10 protein-coding genes are annotated in these 12392 nt (G+C 67.6%); 7 read left to right on the forward strand and 3 right to left on the reverse strand.

Annotation, left to right across the window (positions count from 1 at the left end):
• The first annotated feature begins 1 nt into the window (after position 1).
• The gene (locus tag E3O67_RS01105) at positions 2-487 is read left to right on the forward strand and encodes a MaoC family dehydratase (RefSeq protein ID WP_135101487.1); all 486 of its coding nucleotides are present in this window, start codon (positions 2-4) and stop codon (positions 485-487) included.
• Positions 484-1332: a CoA ester lyase gene (locus E3O67_RS01110; RefSeq protein ID WP_134426985.1), complete on the forward strand. Its 849-nt coding sequence runs from the start codon at positions 484-486 to the stop codon at positions 1330-1332. Before E3O67_RS01105 ends, E3O67_RS01110 begins: the two co-directional genes overlap by 4 nt.
• Before the next feature lie 483 nt (positions 1333-1815).
• Here E3O67_RS01110 and E3O67_RS01115 read toward each other — a convergent pair whose 3' ends face one another.
• Entirely contained in the window at positions 1816-2319 is a 504-nt protein-coding gene (locus tag E3O67_RS01115; protein WP_135101489.1) for a glutathione peroxidase, read from the reverse strand.
• A 331-nt stretch (positions 2320-2650) separates the two neighbouring features.
• Here E3O67_RS01115 and E3O67_RS01120 point away from each other — a divergent pair, with 331 nt between their 5' ends.
• Both E3O67_RS01120 and E3O67_RS01125 read left to right on the forward strand, forming a co-directional pair.
• Positions 2651-4339 carry a ribonuclease J gene (locus E3O67_RS01120; RefSeq protein WP_241979105.1) on the forward strand — a complete coding sequence of 563 codons (1689 nt, stop codon included), beginning with the start codon at positions 2651-2653 and terminating at the stop codon, positions 4337-4339.
• A gap of 79 nt (positions 4340-4418) precedes the next feature.
• Positions 4419-6518 carry a transglycosylase domain-containing protein gene (locus E3O67_RS01125; RefSeq protein ID WP_135101491.1) on the forward strand — a complete coding sequence of 700 codons (2100 nt, stop codon included), beginning with the start codon at positions 4419-4421 and terminating at the stop codon, positions 6516-6518.
• Between the two features lie 166 nt (positions 6519-6684).
• On the opposite strand, the gene E3O67_RS01130 is transcribed toward E3O67_RS01125, so the two are convergent.
• Positions 6685-8304, reverse strand: a complete 1620-nt coding sequence (locus tag E3O67_RS01130) for a peptide chain release factor 3 (RefSeq protein ID WP_134426979.1) — start codon at positions 8302-8304, stop codon at positions 6685-6687.
• Positions 8305-8547: 243 nt separating this feature from the next.
• On the opposite strand from E3O67_RS01130, the gene E3O67_RS01135 reads away from it, so the two are divergent.
• From E3O67_RS01135 to E3O67_RS01145, 3 genes are all read left to right on the forward strand, one after another.
• The gene (locus E3O67_RS01135) at positions 8548-9648 is read left to right on the forward strand and encodes an aldo/keto reductase (protein ID WP_135101493.1); all 1101 of its coding nucleotides are present in this window, start codon (positions 8548-8550) and stop codon (positions 9646-9648) included.
• 115 nt (positions 9649-9763) lie between these two features.
• On the forward strand, positions 9764-11119 hold the full coding sequence (locus tag E3O67_RS01140) for a pitrilysin family protein (protein ID WP_135101495.1): 1356 nt from the start codon (positions 9764-9766) through the stop codon (positions 11117-11119).
• Positions 11120-11232: 113 nt separating this feature from the next.
• On the forward strand, positions 11233-11835 hold the full coding sequence (locus E3O67_RS01145; protein ID WP_134394655.1) for a histidine phosphatase family protein: 603 nt from the start codon (positions 11233-11235) through the stop codon (positions 11833-11835).
• An 18-nt stretch (positions 11836-11853) separates the two neighbouring features.
• On the opposite strand, the gene E3O67_RS01150 is transcribed toward E3O67_RS01145, so the two are convergent.
• Entirely contained in the window at positions 11854-12387 is a 534-nt protein-coding gene (locus tag E3O67_RS01150; RefSeq protein WP_134426974.1) for a GNAT family N-acetyltransferase, read from the reverse strand.
• Between the last annotated feature and the right edge of the window lie 5 nt (positions 12388-12392).

Below are 12392 nucleotides of genomic sequence, written 5' to 3' on the forward strand. Positions count from 1 at the left end.
AATGGACGACGAACGACGCACGATCGAGCAGCGCGGGCTGTACTACGAGGAATTCGACCTCGAGGCCCGCTACCGGCACAGCCCCGGCCGCACCGTCACCGAGTCCGACAACGTGCTCTTCAGCACGCTGACCATGAACTCGCAGGCACTGCACCTTGACGCGGCCTGGGCGGCCACCCAACCGTTCGGGCAGCGCCTGGTCAACTCGATGTTCACCCTCGCCACGCTGGTGGGCAGTTCGGTCGCGCAGCTGACTCAGGGCACGATCGTGGCGAACCTCGGCTTCGGGGAGGTGACGTTCCCGCATCCGCTCTTCCACGGCGACACCCTCTACTCCGACACGATCATCACCTCCCGGCGGCTGTCGGCGTCCCGGCCGGGCCAGGGTCTGGTCACGCTCCTGCACACCGGGCGGAACCAACACGGAGACGTGGTGGCCACCGCCGAGCGCACGGTGCTGGTCTGGTGCCGGGAGGCCGCGCGATGAGTTTCGACCTCGGACCCGCGCTGCTGTTCTGCCCGGCCGACCGCACCGACCGCTACCGCAAGGCGGCGGAGCGGGCGGATGCCGTGATCCTCGACCTGGAAGACGCGCTCCTGCCCGGCAACCGGGCCAGGGCCCGCGGCCTGCTGGTCAGTCATCCGCTCGACCCCGAGCGCACCATCGTGCGCGTCAACCCGGTCGGCACGCCCGACTTCGAGCTGGACCTCGCCGCCCTCGACGACACCCTGTACCGCTACGTGATGCTGCCGAAGGCCGTGAGCGCCGCCCACCTCGCCGCTCTGGCCCGGTTCGAGGTGATCGCGCTCTGCGAGACCGCCGCCGGGGTGCTCGCCGCACCGTCGATCGCGGCCGAACCCAATGTGGTGGCGCTGATGTGGGGCGCCGACGACCTAGTGGCCTCGCTCGGCGGCAGCTCGAGCCGGTTCCCCGACGGCAGCTATCGCGCCATCGCCCGCCATGCCCGTTCCGCGGTGCTGCTGGCGGCCGGGGCCCACGACAAGGCGGCGGTGGACGGCGTGTTCCTGGCCATCCCCGACCTCGAGGGTCTGAAGGCCGAGGTGGTGGATGCCGTGGCCAGCGGATTCCGCGCCACCGCCTGCATCCACCCCAGCCAGGTGTCCGTCATCCGGGACGCCCACCGGCCCACCCCCGCCGAGGTTTCGGCGGCATGGCAGATTCTGGAGGCGGCCGCCGGCGAGGAGGGCGTCTTCGCCTACCAGGGGCGCATGATCGACATGCCTCTGCTGCGCCATGCCGAAGCGGTGCTGCGGCGGGCGGCGGCCGCAGCACCGGAGCAGGGGGCTCCGCCGGACGCGGTGGACTACTAGAAGACGCCCGGCGTCCAACGAATTCGACGGAGATTCTCCTGAAACAGGCCCTTTTTTCGGGATTCGGGCCCGTTTCGGGCAGAATCTCCGTCGAATTGGTTCGGGTCGCCGTGTGGGGGCCAGGATCGGTGGATGCCCTAAGCGCACGCGAGCGGAGGCCTATCCGGCGGGTGTTGTGGCCAACTCAGGAGATCTGGCGGGCCGGGCCGGGCATCCGCTCCGGTTCCACACTCGTCCGTGGCGGTTGGCGAACCCGGGCGACGGATGTCCTGAGTTGGCCACACCCGCGGGCCCCGCCTGGCTGTCCGCGCTGCGCCTGCCCTGCGGTGCCAAGCGTCCAACGAATTCGACGGAGATTCTCCTATAACAGGCCCTTTTTTCGGGATTCGGGCCCGTTTCGGGCAGAATCTCCGTCGAATTGGTTCGGGACGGAGTCACCCCGAGGCGGTCTCGGACTCGGTGGACCGCTGGCTTGCCGGACTATTAGGCGGCGTCGGCCGCAAGCGTCTTCTCGATCGCCCGTACGATCTCGTCCGACTCCGGCTCGACCGTCGAGGCAAAACGGTTGACGATATCGCCGTCGGGGCTCACCAGGAACTTCTCGAAGTTCCACTTGATCAGGCCGGGCAGCACGCCGGACTTGAACTTGGTCAGCTGGGCGTACAGCGGATGCTGGTGCTTTCCACGCACGTCGACCTTCACGCTGAGCGGGAAGGTGACGCCATAGTTCATCTGGCAGAACGACTCGATGTCCGCCTCGGCGCCAGGCTCCTGCCCCATGAACTGGTTGCAGGGCAGGCCGAGCACGACGAGTCCCTCGTTCTGGTACTTCTGATAGAGCGCTTCGAGGCCGGCGTACTGCGGGGTGAAGCCGCATTTGGAGGCGACGTTCACAACCAGGACAGCCTTGCCGGCGAACTGGTCGAAGGTCGTCTCCGTGCCGTCGATGAGGGTGAGCGGGGTCGAATAAAGCTCTGTTGCTGACATGGGTCAGACGTTACCGGTGCCGGCTTCGAGAAGGCTGGGCAGGGCAACGGCGGAGCGGTCGACCGCGCTGCGGTAGAATAGACAGTCATGAGCATCATCCGTGCCCTCTCGACCGCCGTGTCGATGACTTCACGGACCTGACGCCACCGCCTTCGGACTCAGCCTCGACTCCGACCCGATCGGACACTAACGTTCGCCCCGGGCGAGGTAGCCGAATCCAGACTTTGCACGATCTGTTCCCCAGAACATCCATTCACCAGGACCCGACAACGGTCCATTACGCGAGACACGCCCGCCACGCGCGCGTTCTCACCCTGAGAAATGAGTTTTCTTGACCAAGCACCCGCTCGACCTGTCCACGCCGCCGCAACTGCCCCGCCGCGGACTCCGCGTCACCCCGCTCGGCGGTCTCGGCGAGATCGGCCGCAACATGACCGTCTTCGAACACAAGGGCAAGCTCCTGATCGTGGACTGCGGCGTTCTCTTCCCCGAGGAGACCCAGCCCGGCATCAACGTGATCCTCCCCGACTTCTCGTCCCTGCGCGACCGCCTCCAGGACATCGAGGCCATCGTGCTCACCCACGGGCACGAGGACCACATCGGCGGGGTGCCGTACCTGCTGCGCGAGCGCAAGGACATCCCGATCATCGGGTCGCAGCTGACCCTGGCCTTCGTGACCGCGAAGCTCGAAGAGCACCGCATCACGCCGCGCCTGATCGAGGTCAAGGAAGGGCAGCGCCGCAAGGCCGGTCCGTTCGACCTCGAATTCCTCGCCGTGAACCACTCGATCCCCGACGGCCTCGCCGTCGCGATCCGCACCGAGGCCGGCCTCGTGCTCGTCACCGGCGACTTTAAGATGGACCAGTTCCCCCTCGACAACCGCCTCACCGATCTGCCTGGCTTCGCCCGGCTCGGGGAAGAGGGCGTCGACCTGTTCCTGACCGACTCGACCAACGCCGAGGTTCCCGGGTTCACGGTGACCGAGGAGGACATCCGCCCGGCCATCGACGCCGTCTTCCGCACCGCGCCGCGCCGCATCATCGTTTCCAGCTTCGCCAGCCACGTGCATCGCATCCAACAGGTCATCGACGCTGCCGCCCGCCACAACCGCAAGGTGGCATTCGTCGGCCGCTCGATGGTGCGCAACATGGGCATCGCCGAGAAGCTGGGCTTCCTCCAGGTGCCCAAGGGCCTCCTCGTCGACGTCAAGGCCTTCGACCGGATGAAGGACGACAAGGTCGTCCTCATCTGCACCGGTTCACAGGGTGAGCCGATGGCCGCGCTGGCCCGGATGGCCAACCGCGAGCACACCATCAAGATCGGCGAGGGCGACACGGTGCTCCTGGCCAGCTCGCTGATCCCCGGCAATGAGAACTCGATCTACCGGGTCATCAACGGCCTCACCCGCTGGGGTGCCAACGTCGTGCACAAGGGCAACGCCAAGGTGCACGTTTCCGGCCACGCGTCGGCCGGCGAACTCGTCTACTGCTACAACATCGTCAAGCCCAAGAACGTCATCCCGTACCACGGCGAATGGCGACACCTCAAGTCGAATGCCGACCTCGCCATCCGCACAGGCGTCCCCGAGGACCAGGTCCTCGTCGTCGAAGACGGCGTGGTCGTCGACCTCGTCGACGGCGTCGCGAAGGTCACCGGCCGCGTGGCTGCCGAGCTCGTCTTCGTGCACGGCATGACCGTCGGCGGCGGCGGTTCCGAAGAGGCTCTCGCCGACCGCGTGCAGCTCTCCAACGACGGTGCCGTCACGATCCTCGGCATCCTCGACACCCGCACCGGCCTGCTCACCGAGCCGGTCGAATTCATCGCCCGCGGCTTCGTGCAGGACAACGAGTGGATCCAGGGCGCGACCAAGTCCATCGATGACGCTCTGCGTGCCGCGAACAAGGTCAAGATCGTCAACGGCGCCGAACTCGAAGACATCTTCACGCAGAGCCTGACCCGCTGGATGCAGCGCAAGTACCGCCGCATCCCGGTCATCACCTCGGTCGTCGTCGACGCCTGATACAGTCGGCGGGTCGCCGAGCCGTTCGGCCCGGCGACCCTCCCGCTCTCTTCGCAACCAGAAACGACTCGGCGCGACCATGACCACTGAATCATCCGGCAGAAAGACCGCTCGTCGGTCCCGACGGCGGGCGCGCGTTTGGATCGCGCTCGGTGTCGTCATGGCCGTGCTCGCGACCACGGCGATCGTCGTCGTCGTCAATCTGCCCGACGACCTGTCGATCGGCCGGTTGTCGCAGAAGAGCAACATCTATGCCACGGCGAGCGACGGCTCGCCTATTCTGCTCGCCTCCTTCTACGACCAGAACCGGGTCGAAGTGAGTTCGGATGCGATCAGCCAGTACGTGAAGGATGCGGCGACCTCCGGTGAGGATCCCGGCTTCTACGAGCACGGTGGCGTGAACATCTGGGGCAGCCTCACCGGCGCGGCCACGACGCTGTTCACCGGCGAGGTCCGCGGCGGTTCTTCGATCACCCAGCAGTACGTGAAGAACGTCTTCGTTCAGCAGTGCGAGGCGCTCTCCGACGCCGACGAGCGCAGCACCTGCTACGACGCGGCCACCGAGACGAGCCCGTGGCGCAAGCTCAAAGAGATGAGCCTCGCCGTGGGGCTGGAGAAGAAGTCCTCCAAGGACGACATCCTGCGCCAATACCTGAACATCACCGGCTTTGGCGGATCCGTCTACGGCATCGAGGCGGCCGCCAACTACTACTACAACAGCACTGCGGCCACGCTCACGCTTCCGCAGGCCGCGAGTCTCGTGGCGATCGTGAACAACCCGGTCAAGTTCCAGCTGGACGACCCCGAGAGCGCGACCAACGGCGCCGCCAACGGCTACGCGGCCAACAAGGAACGCCGCGACTACATCCTTGACGAGATGCTGGCGAACGAGAAGATCACCGCTGCCGAGCGAGACGCCGCGGTCAGCGCTCCGATCGAACCGACGATCACCGAGCCGAGCACAGGCTGCCGCACCGCGGGCGGCAGCGCCTATTTCTGCGACCTGGTCCTACAGACCCTCCGCAACGACCCGGCCTTCGGCGCGGATGCCGACGCGCGCCTGGCCAACTTCCGGCTCGGCGGCTACAACGTGTACACGACCCTGGACCTGGACCTCCAGGGGGCGGCCGAGGCGACCATGGCCGAGAACGTTCCCCAGACATTCGAGGACTGGGATGTCGGCGGCGTCATCTCGAGCGTGGGCGTCGGCACGGGCCGGGTGCTGGCCATGACCCAGAACAAGAACTACAGCCAGGACCCGGCCGACACCGGGGCCAACTTCACCGCCATCAACTACAACACGGACATGGCCCAGGGTGGTTCCAACGGATTCCAGACCGGGTCGACCTACAAGGTCTTCACCCTCGCCGAATGGCTCACCCAGGGTAATTCGCTCGACGATTCGGTCAATTCGCGGGAACGGGACGACTGGGGAACCTTCGAGGACAGCTGCAACGGGCCTCAGGAATACGGCGAGGCGTTCGCGCCGGGCAACGACTCCTCCTCGGATAACGATTCCTACTATTCGCCGCTGGAATCGACCATCGATTCGATCAATACCGGCTTCATCGGGATGGCCAAGGAACTCGACCTCTGCGGCATCCGGAAGACGGCCGAAGCCTTCGGCGTGCACCGGGCCGACGGCGGCGCCCTGGAGCAGGGCGCGTCCGCCGTCCTCGGCACCAACGAGATCGCGCCACTGACGATGGCCGCCGCCTACGCGGGGATCGCCAACAACGGGGTCACCTGTACCCCGATCGTGATCGACCGGATCACCGGACCAGACGGCGCCGAGATCCCCGCTCCGCAGTCGAACTGCACGCAGTCCGTCACCCCTGAAGTCGCCGCCGGCATGAGCTACGCGATGGAGCGGGTGATGACCAGAGGCTCGGGCGGCCCGTCGTACTACGAGACCGACCCACAGGTGCCGATGATCGGCAAGACCGGCACCACCGACGAGAACAAGGACACCTGGATGGCCGGCGCGAGCACGAAGGTCGCCACGATCGTAGGCGTTGTGAATGTGTCCGGGGTCGGTGAAGACCAGCGGGAGACCTGGTTCGAGAGCGGGCAGGCGGCCAGGGCCCGGCACCAGATGTGGCCCGACGTGATGAGCATCGCCAACGAAAAGTACGGCGGGGACGAGTTCATGGAGCCACCGCGCAGCATGACCCGCTGACCTCGCGCCCTGCGGCATCCGCCCGCCACTCAGCCGCGGAGGCGTCTGACCAATTCGACGGAGATTGTGATGTGAGAGCGGTTTCTCGCCCGGTTTTGCGTCGATTCCGGCATAATCTCCGTCGAATTCGTTCGGGCTGCGGGCCGGCGAATCAGCAGAACCGCGCCTAATACGCGGCGGGAACCGCGTTGCTGCCCGTGGCGAGGTCTTCCAGCATCAGCTCGGGGTGATCGCGCACGGTGTTGCGCAGCCGCCACGGGGTGCTGAACAGGGCGAGCAGTGTGCCGTCGGAACGCATCAGCACCTCGACCTGGCGGTCGTGGCCGAGGATCTCGGCGCTCGCCCGGTCCGTGCGCCGGGCCAGCTGATACGGCAGAGCCTCGGTGCGGATGGCGGCGCCGAAGTCGTGCGTCATCCGCTCCTCCACAACCTCGAACTGCATCGGGCCGACCGCGCCGAGCACCGGCGCCTGGTCGCCGCGCAGCTCGGACCGCAGCACCTGGATGACGCCCTCGTGGTCGAGCTGGTCGATGCCGCGACGGAACTGCTTGTGTTTGCTGGAGTCCGCCGACCGCACCACGCGGAAGTGTTCCGGCGCGAACATCGGCAGCGGCGGATACTCGACCGGTTCGATCTCGAAGATCGAGTCGCCGACCCGCAGGGCGGACGCGTTGACCAGGCCGACGATGTCCCCGGGCCAGGCTTCGTCGGCCACCTCGCGCTCGCGCCCGAACAGGTGCTGGGCGTACTTCGTGGCGAAGGGCCGCCCGCTGGCCGCGTGGGTCACGATCATCCCGCGTTTGAACTGGCCGGAGCAGACCCGCACGAACGCGACGTGGTCGCGGTGCGAGGCGTTCATGCCCGACTGCACCTTGAAGACGAATCCGGAGAAGGCGCTGTCCACCGGGCGGTGGCCACCGGATGCGTCCTCCCGGGCTTCCGCCGCCGGCGCGAAGTCCACGAGGGTGTCCAGAATGTGCTGCACGCCGAAGTTGAGCACGGCCGCGGCGAAGAGCACCGGGGTGGTCTCGTTCGCCAGGAAGCGGGCCTCGTCGTGGTCCTGGTCCTCCTCGGCGAGCAACTCGGATTCCTCGGTGGCGGTGACCCAGGCTGCGCCTTCCTCGGCGGCAGCGACGGCCACGCTCAGGCGCTCGGGTTCGGCGGCCTTCGCTCCGCCGGCGGTGCGGTGGAAGCGGATGAATTCGTGCGAGGAACGGTCGATCACGCCGCGGAAGTCCCCGGCGATCCCGACGGGCCAGGTCAGGGGAGTGGGCAGGAGTCCGGTGCGCTCCCGGATCTCGTCCATCAGGTCCAGCGCCTCCGCGCCCGGACGGTCCCACTTGTTGATGACCGTGATCACCGGCAGGCCGCGCTGCTTGCACACCTCGAAGAGTTTCATGGTCTGCACTTCGAGGCCCTTGCTGGCGTCGACGAGCATGACAGCGGCGTCCACGGCGGAGAGGACACGGAAGGTGTCCTCGGAGAAGTCCGCGTGTCCGGGGGTGTCCACGAGGTTGATCACGGCGTCGCGGTACTCGAACTGGATCGCCGCGCTGGTCACGGAGATACCGCGGGCCTGCTCCATCGCCATCCAGTCGGACACGGTGCCGCGCCGGCCGGCCTTGCCGTGCGTGGCGCCGGCCGTGGTGATCGCCCGAGCGTGCAGCAGAAGCGCCTCGGTGAGCGTCGACTTGCCCGCGTCGGGGTGCGAAATCACGGCGAAGGTGCGTCGTCTGCGCGCTTCGGTCAGTACCTCGGGCGTGGACACGCCGGCGAGCTGCGTCATGGATCCTTCTTTCGCGGATGATTCGGGCAGGCGGGGGGACGTTGCCTGGGCGGCCGCTACTCAAGAATCGGTTCTCCCTAATTGTAACTTCACACTCTGGGAACTGGTTATCCTCGTTCGGAGGTCGGTTCCGACCGCCCGCGCGCACGGTTTGGTAACGGTCCAGGCGTGTCCTTTGCAACGCTCGGCCCCGGGGATAGCCTCGGCTCAACCGGAGGGAGACAACGGATGCCGCGTCCGAGCATGCATGGTTCCCACCGCACGACCACCCGCCCGGCCTCTCGCCCGACCGAACACGGCCGACCTCCGATCTCCGAGTCCATCCCGATTGCTCCGCAGGAGTCCCACCCGGTTCTGCCGCCCCCTCCCGCGACCCCGGACGCGGTCGTTGCGCAGGCCGCCCCTGTGACCGGCGCGTCCCCGCTCGCGCTCCGCCGCACGATCGCCGACACGGATCTCACCGTGCACCCGCTGGCCCTCGGCACGAGTGTGTTCGGCTGGACGGCTGACGGCGCCATCAGCCACCGCATCCTCGACCGCCACCGCGACCTGGCGGGGAACTTCCTTGACACGGCCGACAGCTACACCTCCGGTCGCAGCGAGGTGATCATCGGATCATGGCTGCGCTCCCGCAGAACCCGTGACAGTACCGTCATCGCCACCAAGATCGGCAAGAACCTCGACAACCCCGGTCTCTCCTCCCGCAGTATCTTCGCCGCCGTGCACGCTTCGCTCGACCGGCTGGGGACGGACTACATCGACCTGTTGCACTTCCACTTCGACGACCCGACCGTGCCGCTGGAAGAGAGCCTCGGTGCCGTCGACGTGCTCATGCGCCGAGGCCAGGTCCGCTACCTCGCCGCCTCGAACTTCTCCGCCGAACGCCTGATGGAGGCCCGGGTTCTCGCCGCGAACGGTTTGCCCCGCTTCGTGGCCCTACAAACGCAGTACAGCCTCCTGCACCGCACGACTTTCGAATCCTCCCTCGCTCTCGTCACCCGGGCTCAGGGCATGGCCGTGCTGCCCTACTTCGCGCTCGCCCACGGATTCCTCGCCGGCCGGTACCGGTCGAAGGCCGATCTGGAGGAGACCACCCGCAGCTCCCGCGCCGCCAAGCACCTCAACCGCAGCGGATTTCGTGTGCTGGCGGTGCTGGACCGCATCGCCGAAGAGCATGCTGCGGCGCCGGCGACGATCGCCCTCGCGTGGCTGCTCGCGCGTGGCCCGATCGTAGCGCCGGTGGCCAGCGCCAGCCGGCCCGAGCAGGTCGACGCCCTCGTCGCTGCCGCCGGCATCCGTCTGACCCGCAACGACATGGTGGACCTGGACCGGATCTCGGTCTGACGGACCGGTATTGCCGAACCTGTATTGCCGAACCGGTATTGCCGAACCCGTACTGCCCACCACCGAAAAAAGGCGCCCGGGTGGTGTCGGCGGCGTGACGTAAGGTGGACTAGTCATGAACGGTGCCGTCGAATTCCCTCTGGACCTGCCCGAACTTTCCTTTCGAGCGGCAGGTGATTCCTTGGTGCGCCGCAGCGTGCTGCCGAGCGGTGTGCGCATCGTGTCGGAGCATGTTCCCGGCAGCCGCAGCCTGACCATCGGGTACTGGGTCGCGGTCGGTTCCCGCGACGAGGAGCCCGGCCACTTCGGGTCCACGCACTTTTTGGAACACCTTCTGTTCAAGGGCACCGCCAAGCGAACCGCCCTCGACATCGCGATCGCCTTCGATTCGGTCGGCGGCGAGCACAACGCGATGACCGCCAAGGAATACACCTGCTACTACGCCAAGGTGCAAGACCGCGACCTGCCGATGGCGGTCGAGGTGCTCACCGACATGCTCACCTCGTCGCTGCTCGACCCGGTGGAGTTCGAGAACGAGCGCGGTGTCATCCTCGAAGAGCTCGCCATGGCCGATGACGACCCGGCCGACGTCGCCAACGAGCGCTTCTTCGAGGCGGTCATGGGCGATCACGCGCTGGGTCGCCCGATCGGCGGAAGCTCCGATGCGATCCGCGCGGCCTCCCACGCGGCCGTTCTGGAGCACTACCGGGCGAACTATCGTCCTCAAGACCTCGTCGTCACCGTGGCCGGCGCGGTCGACCATGACGTGCTGGTCGCCGACGTCACCCGGTCCCTCGCCCTCGCCGGCTGGGACCTCAGCGTCTTCGCGCCCCCGGTCGGCCGTCGCTCGGGGGCCCCGGTCGCCCTCAGCCAGGGGGCTCCGGTCACCATCGTCCGTCGCCCGCTCGAGCAGGCGAACATCCTGATGGGCTTCCCCGGCCTGCTCGCCACCGATGACCGGCGCGTCACCATGAGTGTGCTCACCTCGATCTTCGGCGGGGGAATGTCCTCGCGCCTGTTCCAGGAGGTCCGCGAGAAGCGCGGCCTGGCCTACTCGGTCTACTCCTTCGCGCCGGGCTACTCCGATGCGGGACTGTTCGGCATGTACGCGGGCTGCACCCCGGCGAAGGCAGGCCAGGTGGCCGAGCTGATGCTGGGCGAGCTGCACCGGCTCGCCGAGCACGGCGTCACGGCCGACGAGATGAAGCGGGCCGCGGGCCAGCTGTCCGGCGCATCCGCTCTCGCCCTCGAAGACTCCGACACCCGGATGTCCCGGCTCGGCCGCGCAGAGATCACCCTCGGCGAGTTCATCGACCTCGACGAGGCCCTCCGTCGGCTCGCGCGCGTCACGGCCGGGGACGTTCAGAACCTCGCCGCCGAACTGGCCGCCGGGCCGCTCTCCATCTCCGCGGTCGGGGCGCTCGACGACGACGTCTTCGCCGCGATCCTGCCCGCCGCCGTGCGCTCGTGACCACACTCTTCGACACCAGAACGTAAACGACCAGACCCGCATATCCCGGAACCACCGAGACCCCGTGCCGAGGCCATCCACTGACGTGTGGCGCCGGACCGAAAGAGATCCCCTTGCACCACTACATCTACCTCGTTCGCCACGGTGAGCAGCAGGACGCTGAGCACGGCATGCCCGACGGTCCGCTGTCCGCGCGTGGCACGCGCCAGGCTCAGCTGATCGCCGAGCGCCTCGGCGGCGTGCCGTTCACGGATGCCTGGCACTCGCCGCTGCAGCGCGCGGCCGACACGGCGAAGATCATCGCGCAGAGATTGCCGGCCCTGACCTCGGTGCCCAGCCCGTTGCTCTTCGACTGCATCCCCTCCGGCCGGGCGCCGGAGACGCCGTCGGCCTATGCGCCGTTCTTCGGCGGGGTCACTGAAGCCGACATCGAGGCCGGCAGCGCGCAGATGGGCGACGCCGTGGCCGAGTTCCTCCAGCCGCGCCGAGGTGAGCGACATGACCTACTGATCACTCACAACTTCGTCATCGCCTGGTTCGTGCGCGAGGTGCTCGGCGCCCCGGACTGGCGCTGGATCAGTATCAACCAGGCCAATTGTGGCCTCACCGTGCTGCACCAGAAGCCGGGCCGCCCCTGGACCCTGTTGACCCACAACGACACCGGCCACCTTCCCGTGGAGTTGCGCACCGGTCTGCCGGACCCGCTCCTCTTCTAACCGGCACCGGGCCGGGCGCTAGGTGGTCTCGACTCCGGTCCTCGGCCGGGTGAGGCTCTTGCGATACCAGTTCGTGGCGTTCGGGTTGTCGTTGTACGGCGCACAGGACTCGTAGCCCGACCGCGCGTAGAGCGCCCCGGCCGCGGTCAGGCTTGCGTTGGTGTCGAGCACGACCTCGTCAGCGCCGAATTGCCGGGCGCGTTGTTCGAGCTCGGCGAGCAGGGCCTGGCCCCAGCCGTGCCCCCGCACCTGCGGCTGCAGCCACAGGTGCTTGATCTCGAAGCGCACCGCTTCGGCCGGGCAATCCTCGAGCCGACGGATGCCGCCACACCCCACAAAAGCGCGTTCGGCCGGTCCCGTCTGCTCGCTGACCAACAGGAACACCCCGGACGGCGGCAGGAACTGGGCCGGATCGGGGAACGTAGTGCGGTACCGGCCCTGCGCAGCCGGGAAGCCGGACTCCCGGTCGCTGAAGTACTGGGTGAGTAGCACGATGGAGCCGGCATCCGTCACCGACACGGCACTGAAGGCAAGGGCGGGAGAGTCTGGCATGGCCC

The organism is Cryobacterium sp. TMT3-29-2 (genome assembly GCF_004564305.1).
GTDB classification, from domain to species: domain Bacteria; phylum Actinomycetota; class Actinomycetes; order Actinomycetales; family Microbacteriaceae; genus Cryobacterium; species Cryobacterium sinapicolor.

What these genes read in the sequence shown, in the direction of transcription:
- E3O67_RS01130 (WP_134426979.1), bottom strand. Translation starts at nt 8,304, where the DNA reads ATGACGCAGCTCGCCGGCGTGTCCACGCCCGAGGTACTGACCGAAGCG.
- E3O67_RS01125 (WP_135101491.1), top strand. Translation starts at nt 4,419, where the DNA reads ATGACCACTGAATCATCCGGCAGAAAGACCGCTCGTCGGTCCCGACGG.
- E3O67_RS01110 (WP_134426985.1), top strand. Translation starts at nt 484, where the DNA reads ATGAGTTTCGACCTCGGACCCGCGCTGCTGTTCTGCCCGGCCGACCGC.
- E3O67_RS01150 (WP_134426974.1), bottom strand. Translation starts at nt 12,387, where the DNA reads ATGCCAGACTCTCCCGCCCTTGCCTTCAGTGCCGTGTCGGTGACGGAT.
- E3O67_RS01140 (WP_135101495.1), top strand. Translation starts at nt 9,764, where the DNA reads ATGAACGGTGCCGTCGAATTCCCTCTGGACCTGCCCGAACTTTCCTTT.
- E3O67_RS01115 (WP_135101489.1), bottom strand. Translation starts at nt 2,319, where the DNA reads ATGTCAGCAACAGAGCTTTATTCGACCCCGCTCACCCTCATCGACGGC.
- E3O67_RS01135 (WP_135101493.1), top strand. Translation starts at nt 8,548, where the DNA reads ATGCATGGTTCCCACCGCACGACCACCCGCCCGGCCTCTCGCCCGACC.
- E3O67_RS01105 (WP_135101487.1), top strand. Translation starts at nt 2, where the DNA reads ATGGACGACGAACGACGCACGATCGAGCAGCGCGGGCTGTACTACGAG.